Origin of the sequence: Streptomyces sp. NBC_00353 (assembly GCF_036108815.1) — a bacterium.
Taxonomy (GTDB): Bacteria; Actinomycetota; Actinomycetes; order Streptomycetales; family Streptomycetaceae; genus Streptomyces.
Map to the genome: position 1 here is coordinate 691,721 of NZ_CP107985.1, position 16,259 is coordinate 707,979.

Sequence of the window (16,259 nt, forward strand, 5' to 3'; positions counted from 1 at the left end):
TCGGTACCGGGGCTGTCCTCTAGCAGTCGTAGCGGTGTGCGTAGGGCAGTTCGGGACACTGGCGGCACAGGAAGATATAGATGCCGCCCAGGTCACCCATCACCATGTCGAGGTCTTCCTCTGGGGTGACGCTGAGCAGGTGCTCCATGCGGTCGCCACAGTCGCAGACCGGCCAGTCGGGGGACTGGTTCCAGGCCGGATACCCTCCAACCTTGTTCTGCAGCGCACACGCCAACAGCGTGTACTCCATGCCGAAGCGCTCTTCGAGCTCCTCGATGCGGGGCTGCAAGGTCTGCCCAAGCTCCCGCGGCAGATCCCAGTTCGGGTACTCCACCACAGGGGTGGGAGACACTGTGCACGGGCTGGGCATGAACTCTTCTTCGTACTCACCCTCCCGCGGGGCGGGGATGTCCCGAAGTATGCCGGTGGCGAGCACATCCGCCTCGCTGCGCCAGTAGAGCTTCGGGAGTGCGGCGCATGCCTGGTCCCGAGGATGGATCAACGGGCACCAGACCAGTTGGAGTACGTCCAGGCCTTCCGGGAAGGCAAGTTCGGGCGTGTCTCGTGCGAAGAGCTGTACCACCGGCACCATGGAGACGGTCCCGGCCGGGTTCTTCTCGTTGGGCCAAGCCCAGTGTCCCGGTTGTCCGCAGGATGGCCAGGGCTCGTCAACTGGCCAGAGCATGGGGCCGCCCAGGGAACTATCCCCGATACTGGGGGACCCGTTCTTCGGCAACAGCAGCGTCGTCCGCCGGCCGAGCGCCGCGAGTTCAGGTATCAGGTCACCCAGGTCATACGGTGGGCCTCCAAAGCTCTGCTCCACGGGCGCGGCCTCCTCAGATCAACAGGTCCAGTTCTTGGGCAAGCTACCTCTTCGTTCCGAAGCAATGCGTCCGACCCGATGGGCTGCGGCTCAACGGTCCTTGACCTGTGTGAACTGTTCGCCAGAGTCCGTGGACCTCCGCCTCGGTGTGGGGTCGTTGTAGCGCAGTTAGACACTCGGCCTGTGCCCCTACAGGCCGCGTAGTGCCTCGTATAGGTCGCCGTAGGCTGTCCAACAGTCGATGCTGCCGTCTTCGTACAGGCTGCCCATGTACCAGTCGTCGTCGTGGACTGGCTTCACGAGGCACAGACTATGGAACCCGAGCACGATTTCTGGTTGCAGCACCTCGTCGGTTCCGTCGAAGGCTACCCACTTCACCGCCCTGTTTGGGGCCAGGACAACAGCCTCTTGGTCCCCGGATACGTCGGCAATCTGCTGAAGGGTCCACCCCCGGGGTAGCTGCGCGTCTGCCATCCACGGATGATCTCACCCGCCCGGTGTGGACCACCGCTTTAGGAGCGAGGTTGGGCGAGCACAGGCGTGACCTACTGACTTCCTGACTTCGGCAGAGTCCGGCCGAAGTCACCCTGGGTACCCCGGTTCCCCGTGAGTCCCCGTCCGTTCTGGCACGAGAGTGGCACGATCCGGGGGGCGTACCTTGCAGCGTCCGCCCTAGTTCGGAAGACCCCGTATGTGGGTGGCGGCTGACCTGCGAAGCCCCTGACCTGGGCCGGAGCGTGGTCGGTGCCGCTGTTCCCCGTGAGTCCCCGCTGCGTCCCGCCGTAACGGGCATGCAACGGGCACGGTCCCGGCCGGGTAAGAGCACGCATGGGCTCGGCACGCGTGTTGACGAGCGGGCCACCCCCACCAGTAGCCGAAGAAGTGAGGGGCCGGGTCTCTGACCTGCAACCCTCCAATCGATCAACGCTGCGACCTGCGACTTAGCTGTCGACGGTTGTCAGCGTCAGTCGTCGTTGAGCACCCTCGGACGGCCCACAGACGGCCCGGCTCACGGACCCGATGAGCCGCTGGCCCATGCATCGCGACCAGGTACGACAAGACCCCGGACGGCTACCTGGCCGGACTCCGCCTGCGCGCGTCGATGAGTGCGGACCCGTCACCGTCCGACGACGTTGATGTCAGCCGTGGATGTCAGCCACCGCCGATCAAGCACGACTTCGGAGGCCGTTGCGACTTCCGGCGTGGCGCTGATCAGAGACGAACGATGCTCCTTCGCTCAGGTGCCAATCCACGAATATGCGGCAGCTTGGCCGGCCCGTGCGTTATCGCCTGAGCCGTCCCGGGCAGCCGCGGAGCCATTGGCGACGTCAAATGGAGACGTCAGTGGTAACTGACGCGCCGTTCCCGAGAAGGAGCTCGAGCAAGGCAGCGTCGTGGGGGCGTAGCCAGTAGGACTCGGTGCCGAGATCCACAGCTACGGTGTACCCCATTCGGGCCTGTGTGCCATTCTGCTGCTGGCGCTCCCGACGTGCGGCCACCGGGCCCTGAAGGTTGATCGGCTGGTCAGTACTGCCCTTCCCGCGCTTGCGCCAGGCCAGACAGACCTCGCCGTCCGAGGACTGGTGCAGGAGCACGTGGCCGAGGGTCTGACTGCCGTCGCGCAGGCCAAGCGAGAGCATGCTGAGACGCACTCCTTGCCGAAGCCTCGCGGCGTCGGCCTCGACCGTGCGGGAGGCTCCCAGCCCGAGGCGAGCGGTCAGTTTTGCGGCCCAGCCGCGGTACAGGGCGCAGGTCGCTTGCGCCCCCTTCGGAGCCATGAGGAAGGAAACCGGAAGTAGCGCCCAAATCAACGGCTGAAGAACAAAAAAGAAGATCACGAAGCCCAGCAGACCGAGTGGCGCCCCTCCCAACGTCAGGCCGCCGAAAAACAGACCGAAGCCGACAGCAAACAGGATCAAGAGGTGTATCTGAGTACGGACGTTCACGGTTCCCACCAGTGTGCTTACTGTTCCAATTAGGCGAACCGGCAGGCTACCTGATGATCAGAGCTCGTTGACCATGGAGAACGTAGTGGTTCTCAGGTCAGCCTCGGGCGGGAGTGCGGACACACGTGGGCGTCGGCGCGATCTTTGGTTGATGGCACGCCCGGACTGGGGTCGAGCATGGCCAGGGAGCCGTACGCCAGCCGCGAATGCGGCTGGCTCCTGCCTGCCCGTAACAAGCCCGATCGGCTCCCTCGTCTTGCTCGACGTCGGGTTCCAGGCAACACGTTCTCCGGGTGCGGTGGGGCAGCGACGATCAGTCGGCCTGACGGCTCGAACTACCGAGCCTGTGGCACGGGTGTGGCACGGCCGTGATCACGACAAGGGCCAGCTCCAGAGGATCAAGCCTCTGAACTGGCCCTTAGCCGTGTGCCCCGGCAGGATTCGAACCTGCGACACCCGCTTTGGGAGCGTGGTGGGGCGAGTTGGGGTCTGACCTGCGGGATGCCGACTTCGGCGTCTGCTGGCCGTGGCCTCCGTCAGCAGCCGCAGTTCCCCGTGCGTCCCCGCTCGATCTGGCGCGGTTGTGGCACAGGGCAGCGTCGACCACCCCTGTTCGCGCCTGTTGGTGTCAGCTGCTGACGTCGGGAACCGGGGCGCTCGACGAGTTCGGGCTACTTGCACGCCGGATCATCTCCACAACGTGCACCGCCTGCTCCGGGTAGGCCCATAGCCGTACGGGCCCCGCAGACGATTCACACTCGAGCACCAGCGCTTTGGCCGGGACCCGCAACATTTCGCGGAAGGTCGCTTGGTGTGCGCGGATGTAGCGTAGATCTTTCGGGAGTTCGCGCAGCCGCGTCCTCGACCAGCGAGGCTTCCATTGGAACTTGCCTCCGGCGCGTACCTGGCCAAGGCTGTATCGGGGCCCCTCGTCCGGCAGGTTGGCCCCGACCTGGAAGAAGACTGTTTGCCCTGCTTCGGTCTGAGTGGCTGTTCGCCGCGCTCGCCGCGCCAGGAGGAGCCTCCCGATCACGCCGCCGATGAGGGCAGCACAGAGTCCCTGAATCATGCGTGAAGATTACAGGCGGCCAACTCACTGCCGAGGGGTTCGGCGCATCTCGGACCTGGTCAGCGCTTCTGCTTGTAGCGGTCGACGAGTTCTCCGGTGACGATGATGATCCCTGCGAGGAGTGCACTCGTGTACCAGCTGTTCGGGCTGCCAAGCACCTGGGCAAGCGACCAGCACATCACGGTGCCAACGATCCAGGCTACGGCCCAGACCAAGGATTCCGGCACGACCGGGCGTGGGATCTTCACGGAGTCGCCTGGCGCGGCCAGCCGGGGCGAAGACAGAGGCAGGCCGCGCCGCTGAGGCGGCGCGCACCCGCGCCGTGCGCGGGTCTTGATGAAGTAGAGAAACTCTTACCGCGCCGGCTGTTCGCGTTGGGCTCGGAACTGGTCGAGCAGGGCGAAGAAGAGGTCGATGGCTGGTGTTCCGGTGGCCTCTGCCTCGCGTTCGATCTCCACGGCCCAAAGGACTGAGCTGGCACGGCCGTTTCGCTCACACAGCCATGCGTCGAAAGGGGCCTGACCGCCCGGCGTCCAGAAAGGGAAGTCCTCCTCGATGCCGTGGACTTCCATGGCCACGCGGTATCCGTGCAGGAGGGAGCTGAGGTGCAGGAGGGAGCTCCGGCGGACCCACATCCCGGGTCGAAGCCGCACTTGGTCCAGGAAGTCGTAGACGTCCCGCAGCTCGGCCATATGGCGAGGCTTTGATCCGCCCCGCTCCTTCATGCGGACGTACTCAGGTGCTTGCCGTCGTGGCTCCGCACGTGAGGGCCGGCCCCGTCCAGGGCATCGAGGAGGCGGATCGCGTAGACCTCGGACATGCGCTCGGTGATCTGCTCCGGGGTGAGCCAGTCGACCGCGGTTGATTCGGCTGACGTGCGCTCGGTGCCCCCTGAAGGCTTGCACCGGAAGACCGGTGACGCTGGTTACCAGGCGTTGCAGCATTGTTGGCCGGTGTTAAAACTTTGCCGGGGCCCTGATGCGCGGAGTGGCGGCCGGGCAGGCTAGTTTGCTCGGATGAGTCTCCTTGATGATGTGGCCGAGCGCGACGGCTGGCGATGCTGGGTGTGTGACGAGGCCGTCGACCCCGACGAGTCGGTGAACGACCCGCGGGGGCCCAGCGTCGACAGCCGGACTGCCGACCGGAAGGCCAAGGTCGCCGAGCGGCTCGCGCACCGCGGATGCAACACCCGCAAGGGCGCGGTCAAGGTGGTCATCGCCTGGCCGGACCGCCTGTACGTGGTCGAACCCGCGCCGCTGATCACCGTTGCCGGGAGGCTGGAGCGCAAGGGGGGCCGCGAGATGGTGGGCCGTTGTCCGACCAGGCGGGACGCCCAAGAGGCGGCGGATTGGCTGGTTGACCGGTTCTCCCGACTGGTACCGGGACTGCCGGTGACCGCAGACATCGAGCCTGGCGGCGGCCAGTTCCTCGTCATCCTGGCCACCGGCCGCCGCTGACCAGGGATCACCAGCGCACACTCGCGTCGAGCCGAACCGTCAGCCCACACCGACCTGTCCTGGCACGAGCTGACCCACATTGCTCGCCTGTGCCCAGCTACGGATCGATGTCGCCGATTGCCGCAGCCATGACTGAGGCCGAACCGGAAACACTGTGCGTGCTCCCAACCGAAACGGCAAGGCTAGGGTTTTTTGTCCGGCGTGAATCCGGCGTCCACTGCGCGGCGGTACAACTCCTGAGCCTCGTCCTCCTCGCCCCGTCGGCTGAGCCGGATCGCGAGGTTCACCATGGCCGGCGGGTACCCGCAGTCCACTGCGCGCCGGTAGACCGCGTCGGCGCTGTCCTGGTCGCCCTCGCGCTCGAGGGCGAGGGCGAGGTTGAACAGCTGAAGCCCCGCCCTGTATGGCGACACCAAGGACAGGCGCTCCTCGGCGGCTTCCAGTCCCTCGCGGCGATAGGCCTTGAGCAGGATGCTCGTCGCGTTTCTGGTACCCATCGGGGTGGAAGCCCAGGCAAACAGCGATCCGATGAGGATCGCCGGTGCCGCGATCGTCCACGACACCCAGGTCGGTATGCCCATCGCTGAACGGCTCCACCCCGTGACGGCTCCGAGGACGAGTGCTGCCGGCACTGCCGTTGCGAGCGTGAAGATGGTCACGCGCGAGCGTCTGCTCGTTCCGATGGTCACTGCACAAGGTCAGCACACGGACCACGGGGGCATCAAGGGGCGGTTGTCCACGGGTCGTTGGAGCGGTTTTCGTCTGGGGCTTGATGTTGTAGGCCGGGCCGGATCTGTGCTGAGTGGCTCACGTGCGCGATCAGGCGGGGCTCGCTGCGGGGACAGTGCCAGGTCTTTGAAGGAGCCGAGTACGGCCGTGAGGCGGTTGGTGGGCTGCTTGCCGTGCGTGGTCGCGGGTTCCTCGCCTACGTGCCTAACCTCGCCGTTTCGGTTGGGGCTGGTCCGGATGTTGGCCGGATACGCGAAAATGCCTTCTGATCTGGGACGACGCACCTTGTCGGGGGGTTCCGTCGGTCCAAGCGGAAGGCGCTTACTGCGTGCAGGGTATCGGTTCTCGTCCCAAGCTTCATGTGTCCACCGACGGTTCGGGCGTGGTCGGGCACGCCGGGGCACGTTTGCTGACGGATCTCGCCGAGGCAACCGGTCTGACCACCGCGTACTCCACAGCGCTCAGGCCGTTGCGACCGCGCGGGACGGGGCATGATCCGGGCCGGACTGCCACCGATCTCGCGGTGATGCTCGCCGACGGCGGTGAGGCGATCGCGGATCTGGCCGTGCTGCGGGACCAGGGCGAGGTGTTCGGCCCGGTCGCCCCCCACACCCACAGCCTGGCGATTGCTCGCCGACACCGACGAGGCTGCACTCGCTTCGCTGCGAGCGGCCCGCGCCACAGCCCGGGAAGTCGCCTGGATGCAGGCCGCCGAGACCGGCGAGTGCATACCCGCAGCCCGAGCCGCGGGGCGCATTCTGCCTGGCCTGGTCCTGGACCTCGACGCCACACTGATCACCTGCCACTCCGAGAAGGAACAGGCCGCGCCCACCTATAAGGGCGGCTTCGGCTTCCACCCACTGCTGTGTTTCCTCGCGAACACCGGCGAGGCCATGTCCGGCCGGCTACGGCCCGGCAACTCCGGAGCCAACACCGCCGCCGACCACATCGCGGTGCTGGACGACGCACTCGCGCAGATCCCCGACGCTCACCGGCACGGCACCACGATCCTGGTCCGCGCCGACAGCGCCGGATCCGCGAAACCCTTCCTCACCCACCTCCGGACCTTGCACGAGCGCGGCCTGGACCTGCGGTTCTCGGTCGGCCACGCGGTCACCGAGCCGGTCCGCCGTGCGATCCGAACCCTGCCTGAGCAGGTCTGGCATCCCGCCCTCGACCAGAACGGGACACTGCGCGACGGCGCCGAGGTCGCCGAACTGACCGGCATGGTCGACCTTGCCGGCTACCCGTCCGGCTCCCGCATCATCGTGCGCCGAGAGCGTCCGCACCCCAGCGCCCAGCTGTCCTTGTTCGATCACTACGAGGGCCTGCGGTACCAGGTATTCCTTACCGACACCCTCTACCCCGGCAGCGGCTCAGCGCAGTTCCTGGAGGTCCGCCACCGCGGACACGCCACCGTCAAGGACCACATCCGGTGCGGCAAGAGCACCGGCTTCGGCCGCTTCCCCTCCCGCCACTTCACCATCAACGCCACCTGGCTCGAACTCAGCCTCGCGGCGATCGATCTCCTCGCCTGGGCCCGCGTCCTCCTGCTGGACGGCGAACTCGCCACTGCCGAACCCAAGAAACTCCGCTACCGGCTGCTGCACGTCGCCGCCCGCCTCACCCGCGGCGGACACCGCCTCCGGCTACGGATCTCCGCGACCTGGCCCTGGAAAAACGAACCGGCCACGGCCTTCCACCGCCTCGCCGCACCGCACCGCACCGCACCGCACCGCTGACCGGCCGTCCCCCGCCCACCCACAACCCGAAGGACCCCGGAGAACCCGACCACCGCGCCGGGACCCCACCATGCCCAGGCAACAAAATCGCCTCGACCACCCCACAGTTGGTCATCAGCGACGCCGCTTCAGCCCAACCGAAACGGCAAGGTTAGTACTCCAGCCGGACCTCTTCATCAGCGCTGGTCAACGGCTTGGGCGTGGAGAGTGTAGCGGGCTGGAGTGAGGGTGGGACGGTCTTTGCCGGGCCGTCGCACGAACGTGTGGCCGCGCCGCTTGTAGTGGCAACGTTCCGGGCAGTCTGCCCGTATGAACATGCATCAACGAACGTGGGGGCAATCGCGCGGCGACCTGAGAGACCTCTGAAGAGGTTGCCCGAACTACGATGAGTCCCAGCACGGTCCCGGGTCTTCAGGTACATCCACCTTCCGCGCGCGAAATTGTAGGCACCTTGAAGCTCTTGCTTACGTCAGGTGGCGTCACGAACCCAAGCATCCACTCGGCGCTCGTGCAGCTTCTCGGCAAGCCGATCGCCGAGTGCCACGCCCTCTGTGTCCCGACAGCACAGTGGGGTCACCCGATGTGCGGTCCGACATCGGTGCGGGGCTTCGTAGCCGCCGAACCCGAGGGGCTGCACCTATCCGGCCTGGGCTGGGCGTCGCTCGGTGTCCTTGAGCTCACCGCACTGCCCACCATCGGCGCGGAGCGATGGGTCCCCTGGCTCCGGGAGGCCGACGTGCTCCTGGTCGACGGCGGCGACGCGACGTACCTGAGCCACTGGATGCGGGAGTCCGGGCTGGTCGATCTGCTGCCTTCGCTGCCCGACACGGTCTGGGTGGGAGTGAGTGCCGGAAGCATGGTGATGACGCCCCGGATCGGAGCGTACTTCGTCGAGTGGCCGTCCGCGCCGGACGACCGCACCCTGGGAGTCGTCGACTTCTCGATCTTTCCGCACCTGGACGCCTTCCCGCAGAACACCCTGGCGGACGCAGAGCGGTGGGCCGCCGACATCGGCGTTCCGGCCTACGCCATCGACGAACAGACGGCCATCAAGGTCGTCGACGGCTCCGTCGAGGTGGTCTCCGAAGGTCAATGGACGAAGTTCGGGTCATAGCCGACCGGCATTCGTGACGTCGCACCGTTGGACGTGACCTTGTCGCCTTGCAGCACTTCCACCGCGTGTTCTTGGTGAGGTGCCTGCACCGTGCAAGATCGGGCGGTGACCGCACGGCGAAGAGCAGTCCCTGACCGGTGGCAATCGTTGCTCCGCGAGGTGGCGATCCTCGTCGCGGGTCGGTTCGCGCCGGGGTGAACCCCAGTCGAGGACAGGAGAGTTCGCGACCGGATTCTCTCTTGCGTGGAATGAACGAACCGCCGGCCGCTGGTTGACAGGCTGACCGACGGCCGAGGCTCCCACGCGATGCTGATCGCGCGTCCTGCTGAAAAGCAGCTGGTCTTGGCCACTATGACATGAACCGGACTAGTGGCACGATAGGCGCACAAGCAGTATCAACGGTCGATACGTGTTTCCTGGGGCGCCCATGAACATTCGGCTCCACTTCCGACTCTTCGCTGCAACGGCCGGGACCGGCCTGGTGCTCACCGCCTGCGGGAGTTCCGGCTCGCCCCCGAGCGCGTCAGGATCGCCGTCCGCCGCACCGGGTACATCGTCGCCGTCGCGGTCGGCCACCGTCTCCGTACCGTCAGGCCCCTCGGCGATCACCCCACCGGGCACGCCGGTGCCGACCACGCCGGGGCCCGGGGGCGGCGCGCCGCCGCTCGGCTCTGGGCGCCTCCAGCCGATGTGGCCGTTCACCACGCTCGCCGAAGCCCGGGCGTGGGAGCGTGACTTCCACTCCGCCGGCCACCAGCCCTGGCATCTCGACCCTGACCAGACCGCACTGTCTTTCACCCAGGGCTACCTGGGCTTCCAGGACATCGACCGCGTCACCGCGCACACCGTCAGAGGTCCGGACGCCCGCATCGGCGTCGGGCTGAGCAGGCCCGCGGGAGTCACGGGCACTGCGGCGGTCATCCACCTCGTGCGGTACGGCACCGGCCCGGACGCCCCTTGGGAGGTCGTGGGCACCGACGACACGACGTTCTCCCTGACCATTCCCGGATACGGGTTGATCGTCCGCTCCCCCCTGCTGACCGGCGGGCGGATCACCGGCGTGGACGAAAGAATCCGCATACAGGTACGCCAGCCGTCGTCCGCGGCGCCGCTAGGCACCTCCTGCTGCACCCCGGCAGGCGGCAACGGCCGGCCCTGGAAGGAGTCTGTGCCCTTCTCCGGCACCGACGACCCGGTGCTCACGGTCGTCGCGTCCACCGGCGGGCACATCGCCGAGGTCGAACGCTTCACAGTCACCGCGGTGCGCACCGGCTGACCGGCTCACGTGCGCACGAAGTGCGGCTGGAGTATTGGTACTCCAGCTGTAGATCGTGATCTTCATGCCTGGACGGCTTGTCGCTGGTAGTGGCTTGTCTGGAATCGGGCCTGGTGACGGCGTCGCCAGGTGGACCAGCAGAGTCGGTAGGCAGCGGTGCGGACGGGCTGGACAACGAGGGTGATGAACAGGCGCTGGACCTCGTTGCAGGTGAGCGGCGCGAGGCCGTCCGGTGCAGGGTGGCGGACGTGTTCGTCCGCGCGGACGACGGCGAGGAAGGCGTGCGCGAGCATGACGAGGGTGACCCAGCGCAACCAGGACGCGTAGCGGCGGACCTGGTGCTCGTCCAGTCCAGCCAGGCCCTTTCCGGACTGGAAGAACTCCTCCACTCGCCACCTTGATCCAGCGACCCGCACCAACTCGGTCAGCGGCACCGGGGTGGGCGAGTAGCAGCGGTAGTAGGCCAGTTCGCCGGTGCCGCAGTTACGTCGGATCAGCAGTTGACGGCTGCTGGGATCGAGGTTGGCGAGGTCGATGACGGCCCAGTCGTAGAAGCGGTGGCCCTTGGCTCCGGTTTCGGCGGAGAGCTTTTGCCAGGCCCGTTCGGGCACCCTCTTGGCCAGGGTGTCCACGCGGAACTACCCCGCGCTGGTGGTGACTTCGTGCGAGCAGGCCACCGCAAGTTCCTCCAGCGCGCTTCGCAGCTTGGGGTTGCCGCCGTAGACCTCGTCGCCCGCCACCCACGCGGCCCGGTGGCCGGCGTCCAGGGAACCGGGCGACCATGCACGCGGCCGGCTCGGGTTTGGTGGCGAGGCGGTCTCCTCACCGGGTCCGGCGGCGCGGCAACGGTCGGGGTCGGTGGTCCAGGAACGCGGAACATACAGTTCCCGGTCCACTGCGGCGTGCCCGCGCTGCCCGGCGTAGACCAGGTAGACGACAACTTGGGCGTTCTCGATTCTGCCCGCGGTGCCGGTGTACTGGCGCTGGACGCCGACCGTGCCGATGCCCTTCTTCACATCGCCGGTCTCGTCGACCACCAACACCGCCCGCTCGTCCTGCAGGTGTTCCACCACGTGTCCGCGTACTTCGTCGCGGACGGCGTCGGCGTCCCACTTGGCCCGGCCGAGTAGGTGCTGCATGGCATCTGGGGTGGCCTCCCCGGCCCACTCGTCGATCGTCCAGCAGTTCTTGCGCGGCACGTCCGACAGGAGCCCGAGCACCAATCGCCGGACCCGGCGCCGGGGCTCGACCCGCTTGAACCGACCCGCGATCCGGCCCATCAGGCATTCGAACGCCTCTTGCCATCGAGCAGGGTCCATACCCCGTAGGCCGCGCGAAAGATCCGGCCGAAGTTGGACATGTCGGTGAAGCCCCAGCGCCGCGCTACTGCCTCGATGGTGGTGAGGCAAGCAGTCGGGCGTCTGAATTCGTTACGGCATTCCTCAAGGCGATGCGTTCGTATCCAGTCCGCCAGGGGGATGCCACCTTCCGCCATGATCTTGTAGAGGCGGCGCACCGACATGTGATGCGCGGCTGCGATCTGGGCAGTGGTCAGGCCCGGCTCTGCCAGATGCGCGCGGGCGTACTCAAGGATGCGCAGCAGCAACGTCGACTGGCTTCGGGACCACCTCGCTCCCGGAGCGACGCACTACTTGTTCCCCGCACTCGTGCATCACCTCAGTCACCGCCCCAAGGCGTCGCCGCACTGGAGATGCGAACTGCTGCTGACGGCCCCGTGCGGCGAGCAGTTCTTGAGCCTGCTCGACGTGCTCCCCGCCACGTTCAGCAAGCTCCCGGAGACCTTGGGCCCCACGTTCAAGACGGACATCGCAAGCCGCATGGAGCGGGCACCAGTCCGGCGTGAGTGGGCAGGAGTAGCTGGTCGACTGCCGAAGTCGACCCTGAAGAAGACACACGAGCCCGAGACACCAGACGGGGACATGGGCTGATCAGCCCAGCGAGCCCCTGGTCAGGGCGACGGCCTATGTCACGGGCCGCGAGATCCTACATCCGTGTAGGTGTGGGATCTCAAGTTCGACTGCGCAATCTCACCGCCCGCCTCATATCGACTGCACTCTCCGTGTTCCTCGACGAACTCGCCCACCGCGCACGGCACATCGAACTGGCCGGCGAGCCCCGCCGCAACACCTCCCACCGTGTCTGGGGCTACGCCTCCCTGCCCGTCTCACTCTCCGCGCGCGCGGATCACGGGTGAGCTATCCTGCGCGCATGCGCGGACAGTTCACCGGCTGGCCGGAGCAGGCCATGGACGTGTTGTGGCAGCTCCAGGGCGAACCGACCCACGCGACCCGCGAGCGCTACCGCGCGGACCGCGAACGCCTGGTCCGGCAGCCGATGATCGCCCTGCTCAACGAGGTCGCGGACACCGACCCCCGGTACGAGGACTTCTCCGTCTGGCACTACCGCACCGACTCCTGGTGGTGGCAGCACCAGGGCGCGGTGATCCGGCTCGGCCGCAAGATCGAGATCGGTCTCCGCTTCTCCCTGGACGGCCTGCGGATCCAGGGCGCCTGGTGGTACCCCGATCCCGGCCAGGTGGACATGTTCCGCAAAGCCGTGGCCTCCGAGGGGAGCGGCCGCGAACTGTCCGCCATCGTCGAGGACGTGCGGAAGAAGGGCTACGACATCTCCGGGGACGTGATGAAACGCCCCCCGCGCGGCTATCCGACAGACCACTCCCGTACGAACCTGCTGCGCCACCGTTCTCTGATCGCCGCCCGTCCCCTCGGCTGCGAGGAGTGGCTGCACACCCCCGAGGCGGTCGACCGAGTCCTCTCGGCCGCCGCTGACCTCGACGCCCTGCTGATGTGGCTGGTCCGCCACGTGAAGCGCGCCGCCTGACATCACGAGGGCCCCGCGCGGCACGGGAGGAACCAAACCCGTGCCGTCGGTAGGCGCGGACTGGGGCGGATGCCCCCGCGCAGCACGATGTTGCGGTCGAACATCCGGCGCGCCGGGTTCAACAAGAAGCAGGTCGGCGAGATCATCGGCCGCAACCCTTCCATGGTCAGCCAGTTCGTCACAAAGAACAAAGGTGCCAGCTTCGTTGAAGCGCTCCGGGCCGTGGTGCAGGAAGTGCAGGCCGGCGGGCCGCGCGATATTGCCAGCCTCAAAGCCCTGGCCGCGAACTGCATCCAGCCGCGCTTGAACCGGGAAGGCTACAAAGCGCGGGTGCGGCGCAAGGACAAGGGGCGTGCCGAGAAGGTTGTCAAGGACCAGCGTGGCAGGCCGGTGATGGGGAAGGACGGCAGGCCGGTGAAGGCTTGGTCGTCGTCGCTGGCCAAGGCCGGCAAGCAGCACATCGCGTCCGGCGCCTCCCGACTGCGGCCGATCGTCGAAGAGGCCGCTGCGAACCGAGGGAAGATCGCGTTCACCGTACGGGCCAGGAAAGGTGCGTTCACACATGACGCCGGCAGGATGGCCGACTCCCCCGGCGTGCGACGCAACATCGTCCAGCGCCGCGACGGAACCGAGGAACGCGCCTACGCCGAAAACACCGGCGGCCCGGGCTCCGGCGAGCAGGGTTTCGACGCCGTCCAGTTCAAGGCCATGGTCGACGCCGCGAGCGGCGACGTCGCCGCCGCGGTCCGCAACTGGCTTGTCATGACCGGCCGCCTCGACCCCATCGCACCCGTCGTCGGCCTGGAGATTCGCGCCTGGAAGCCTCAAGGCTGACCGGGGAGACCCTGTCACCCCACTCGGCGTAGACCGTCCGGTGGCGTCGCCGTCACCGGTGCTGTCAAAAGCGCGAGAAGCCCCGCCGGAACGTACTCCGGCGGGGCTTCAGATTTGCGACAAGCGGTCGGAGTGGCCTGTCTGGGTGTCAGCACCCAGTGAGTCTCAACGTCGGGCCGTAGTCACCGGAGCCGTCCGAGGCGGCGATCTCGAACTCCCGGTCAGGGAAAGCCGCCTGTACCGCCGCTCGCCACATGACGGCAATGCTTTCCGCCAATTCAGGGAGAGCCGCGTATTCCGAGTCCAAGGTGATCACAAAGTAGTCCCACAGGTGAACGTGGTTCACGACCGATTCGACTGCTCGACAATCACCTTGCAGACGGCCATACCAATCATCGATGGCATGTCTCTCGAACTTGAAGCCGAGGAATACACACTCCCTATATTCCACAAACTTCGGCCAGTACAAATCCGCCAGAGCTGCAGCCTCGGCCACGGAGACGTTGGCAGACATGAAGCCCTGGAGATGGTACCCGTCGGCCTCGGCACCGGTCACCCACTCCGACAACTGCGGCAACCCTCTGGGATCCATTATATTGGCTCGCTTCGGTCTCGAGTTCGCTTGCCTGACGGCACAACCATGACATGTTCCATCAACATCTGATGGGCGGGACGTCCCCCGGACCCGTCGGACTGGCGGTGTCTGCCTGGTATGGGAAGACTCGGCCGTCGGGAGTCTCGTTGGTCAGGTATTTCTGGACGTGCGGAGTGTCAACACCCTTGTGAGATTCTCCGACGAGGTCCACTCTCCTCAGAATGATCCCGCGCTCGTTATAGACGGCGTAGTTGCCGACGCATCTCGGCCTCCACCGGCTGTGCTTCGTCCAGGAGACCGAGCAGTTCAGCGGTGAGTGTCCCCTTCCCCGCGGGTGCAGGGAGTAGTTGCAGGAGGCCATGCGGATGACGAACGAGTCGGGGTCATCCCCGCGTGCGCGGCAAGCAGGCCTGCCACTTGGAGACGCCGCCGAACAGCGCGGCACCATCCCCGCAGATGCGGGAAGCAGACCGGTCGGCAGTGACCGGCTGGCCGAGCGGGGGTCGTCCCCGCGGATGCGGGAAGCAGGCGAGGGCTGCCGCGCAAATCGGCCCTGATGTCCTGTAGCCGGTGGCGGGTAGCGTCCCACGCGTGGAAATCGCCGACCTGACTCCTCTCGAATCCCGCATCCGGCATACGTTCGCACTGGGCGAACCCGTAGACGCACGCCAGGAACACGGGGCCCCGAACCGTCCGGACGACCAGCACCATCCGAACACCCCAGGGCCGCCGGTACGAGCCACCGTGCTGCGCGGACTATTACTCTCCCGCCCTGCGGAGGAGGGAGAGATACCCGCGCTGCGCCTCACCGGCGCGACCGTTACCGGCCAACTCGACCTCGCATTCGCCGAGATCCCGTATCCGCTCCGGTTCGCGGACTGCGACTTCGAGCACGCGCCTGATCTGCGCGGCGCCCGATTACGCCAGCTCGACTTGCACGCGTCACGGCTGCCCGCGCTCACCGCGACAGGCCTCCGCGTCGAGGGCGACCTCCTGCTCGCCGACTGCCGGGTGTCCGGCCCACTTCGGCTGGGGCACGCCCGCGTCGAGGGCAACATCAGCGCCCCGCGCCTGGTGGCACACGGCGAGGTCATACTGGAGGCAGCCCAGATAGCTTGCGCCCTCGACCTCGAGGACGCCCTGCTGCACAACCCCGGAGGCCTCGCGCTCAACGCCCCCAGTCTCAGCCTCGGCACCATCCTCAACGCAGGTGGCCTCAACGCCGATGGCAGAGTCAGACTCACCGGCACCCGGGCAGGAGGCTGGATCTCCTTCATCGAGGCGCGGCTACACAATCCCGGAGGAGGCGCGCTGGGCATCAGTAGCTGCGAGGCCCGCCAGCTCTCCCTCCGCAACGCGGAGCCCATCAAGGGCGATGCGCATTACGGTGCACGGACAGGTGGTCATCCGGCGCTGCCGGGTGTGGCCGAGTCGGGGTGAGCTCGGCGGAGCGGGTGCCGGCGGGCTGAAGGTCCGCGTACGGGTGGAGCTTGGCCCCGGCGGTTCCGTTCGTGAGCGTCCGGATTGGTGTGTCGGTCGGCTGGGCGGTGGTGGGTGCGGGTTCGCGGCGGCCGAGGAGTGCTGCCCGCCACTGTGCAACGTCGGAGTCGCCGCACCCCTCCGCCCGTGCGAAGTCGTCGGCACTGACCCCCCGGACGCACGAACCGCCCCTGCCTCGGCCGTAGCCGGAAGCAGGGATGGCGTGCTGCGAGGGTCGGTCTCGAACCCAGCTTGAGTCCGCCCCCTCCCGAGTGTGGGGGCGGACTCGCCGTCCGGCCGCGGCCGGGGTAAGGGTTCCGTGGACCGGGCGAC

General features: G+C 67.2%; 18 protein-coding genes and 3 pseudogenes. 9 read left to right on the top strand and 12 right to left on the bottom strand.

What is annotated here, in order from left to right:
- Positions 1-19: 19 nt before the first annotated feature.
- From OHA88_RS03235 to OHA88_RS03265, 7 genes and pseudogenes are all read right to left on the bottom strand, one after another.
- Positions 20-592: a hypothetical protein gene (locus OHA88_RS03235; RefSeq protein ID WP_328624127.1), complete on the bottom strand. Its 573-nt coding sequence runs from the start codon at positions 590-592 to the stop codon at positions 20-22.
- A 420-nt stretch (positions 593-1,012) separates the two neighbouring features.
- Positions 1,013-1,297, bottom strand: a complete 285-nt coding sequence (locus OHA88_RS03240; protein WP_328624128.1) for a hypothetical protein — start codon at positions 1,295-1,297, stop codon at positions 1,013-1,015.
- Between the two features lie 854 nt (positions 1,298-2,151).
- A complete protein-coding gene (locus tag OHA88_RS03245; RefSeq protein ID WP_261702483.1) occupies positions 2,152-2,769 on the bottom strand; it encodes a hypothetical protein in 618 nt (205 codons plus the stop codon).
- Between the two features lie 628 nt (positions 2,770-3,397).
- Entirely contained in the window at positions 3,398-3,838 is a 441-nt protein-coding gene (locus OHA88_RS03250; RefSeq protein WP_328624129.1) for a hypothetical protein, read from the bottom strand.
- A 59-nt stretch (positions 3,839-3,897) separates the two neighbouring features.
- The gene (locus OHA88_RS03255) at positions 3,898-4,086 is read right to left on the bottom strand and encodes a hypothetical protein (protein ID WP_328624130.1); all 189 of its coding nucleotides are present in this window, start codon (positions 4,084-4,086) and stop codon (positions 3,898-3,900) included.
- A gap of 105 nt (positions 4,087-4,191) precedes the next feature.
- Entirely contained in the window at positions 4,192-4,530 is a 339-nt protein-coding gene (locus tag OHA88_RS03260; RefSeq protein WP_328624131.1) for a hypothetical protein, read from the bottom strand.
- 29 nt (positions 4,531-4,559) lie between these two features.
- Positions 4,560-4,751 (bottom strand): annotated as a pseudogene (locus OHA88_RS03265) (NUDIX hydrolase); the annotation flags it as partial.
- A 103-nt stretch (positions 4,752-4,854) separates the two neighbouring features.
- On the opposite strand from OHA88_RS03265, the gene OHA88_RS03270 reads away from it, so the two are divergent.
- A complete protein-coding gene (locus OHA88_RS03270) occupies positions 4,855-5,295 on the top strand; it encodes a hypothetical protein (RefSeq protein ID WP_267006468.1) in 441 nt (146 codons plus the stop codon).
- Between the two features lie 182 nt (positions 5,296-5,477).
- On the opposite strand, the gene OHA88_RS03275 is transcribed toward OHA88_RS03270, so the two are convergent.
- Positions 5,478-5,954: a tetratricopeptide repeat protein gene (locus OHA88_RS03275; protein ID WP_328624132.1), complete on the bottom strand. Its 477-nt coding sequence runs from the start codon at positions 5,952-5,954 to the stop codon at positions 5,478-5,480.
- 338 nt (positions 5,955-6,292) lie between these two features.
- Between OHA88_RS03275 and OHA88_RS03280 the strand changes: the two are divergent.
- The 3 genes and pseudogenes from OHA88_RS03280 to OHA88_RS03290 all read left to right on the top strand — a co-directional run bounded on the left by OHA88_RS03280 (position 6,293) and on the right by OHA88_RS03290 (position 10,156).
- A pseudogene (locus tag OHA88_RS03280) lies at positions 6,293-7,766 on the top strand (IS1380 family transposase).
- A 451-nt stretch (positions 7,767-8,217) separates the two neighbouring features.
- Entirely contained in the window at positions 8,218-8,880 is a 663-nt protein-coding gene (locus OHA88_RS03285) for a Type 1 glutamine amidotransferase-like domain-containing protein (RefSeq protein ID WP_443044164.1), read from the top strand.
- 688 nt (positions 8,881-9,568) lie between these two features.
- Positions 9,569-10,156 carry a hypothetical protein gene (locus OHA88_RS03290; protein WP_328624134.1) on the top strand — a complete coding sequence of 196 codons (588 nt, stop codon included), beginning with the start codon at positions 9,569-9,571 and terminating at the stop codon, positions 10,154-10,156.
- Between the two features lie 62 nt (positions 10,157-10,218).
- On the opposite strand, the pseudogene OHA88_RS03295 reads toward OHA88_RS03290, so the two are convergent.
- Positions 10,219-11,436 (bottom strand): annotated as a pseudogene (locus OHA88_RS03295) (IS701 family transposase).
- Positions 11,436-11,762: a helix-turn-helix domain-containing protein gene (locus tag OHA88_RS03300; RefSeq protein WP_328624135.1), complete on the bottom strand. Its 327-nt coding sequence runs from the start codon at positions 11,760-11,762 to the stop codon at positions 11,436-11,438. Before OHA88_RS03300 ends, OHA88_RS03295 begins: the two are co-directional and overlap by 1 nt.
- Here OHA88_RS03300 and OHA88_RS03305 point away from each other — a divergent pair.
- The 4 genes from OHA88_RS03305 to OHA88_RS03320 all read left to right on the top strand — a co-directional run bounded on the left by OHA88_RS03305 (position 11,749) and on the right by OHA88_RS03320 (position 13,852).
- Positions 11,749-12,105: a hypothetical protein gene (locus tag OHA88_RS03305; protein ID WP_328624136.1), complete on the top strand. Its 357-nt coding sequence runs from the start codon at positions 11,749-11,751 to the stop codon at positions 12,103-12,105. The two genes, OHA88_RS03300 and OHA88_RS03305, sit on opposite strands and share 14 nt — an antisense overlap.
- A gap of 71 nt (positions 12,106-12,176) precedes the next feature.
- Positions 12,177-12,371 carry a hypothetical protein gene (locus tag OHA88_RS03310; RefSeq protein ID WP_328624137.1) on the top strand — a complete coding sequence of 65 codons (195 nt, stop codon included), beginning with the start codon at positions 12,177-12,179 and terminating at the stop codon, positions 12,369-12,371.
- A 14-nt stretch (positions 12,372-12,385) separates the two neighbouring features.
- Positions 12,386-13,018 carry a DUF2461 family protein gene (locus OHA88_RS03315; RefSeq protein WP_328624138.1) on the top strand — a complete coding sequence of 211 codons (633 nt, stop codon included), beginning with the start codon at positions 12,386-12,388 and terminating at the stop codon, positions 13,016-13,018.
- Positions 13,019-13,087: 69 nt separating this feature from the next.
- Positions 13,088-13,852, top strand: coding sequence for a hypothetical protein (locus OHA88_RS03320; RefSeq protein WP_328624139.1), 765 nt, complete (start codon positions 13,088-13,090; stop codon positions 13,850-13,852).
- Positions 13,853-14,000: 148 nt separating this feature from the next.
- Here OHA88_RS03320 and OHA88_RS03325 read toward each other — a convergent pair whose 3' ends face one another.
- Together OHA88_RS03325 and OHA88_RS44475 are read right to left on the bottom strand one after the other, a co-directional pair.
- Entirely contained in the window at positions 14,001-14,366 is a 366-nt protein-coding gene (locus OHA88_RS03325) for a hypothetical protein (protein ID WP_328624140.1), read from the bottom strand.
- A 139-nt stretch (positions 14,367-14,505) separates the two neighbouring features.
- Complete coding sequence (locus tag OHA88_RS44475; protein WP_443044165.1) at positions 14,506-14,895, bottom strand: polymorphic toxin type 24 domain-containing protein; 390 nt, start codon at positions 14,893-14,895, stop codon at positions 14,506-14,508.
- 143 nt (positions 14,896-15,038) lie between these two features.
- Between OHA88_RS44475 and OHA88_RS03330 the strand changes: the two genes are divergently transcribed.
- Positions 15,039-15,887 carry a hypothetical protein gene (locus OHA88_RS03330; RefSeq protein ID WP_328624141.1) on the top strand — a complete coding sequence of 283 codons (849 nt, stop codon included), beginning with the start codon at positions 15,039-15,041 and terminating at the stop codon, positions 15,885-15,887.
- Positions 15,888-16,259 lie beyond the last annotated feature (372 nt).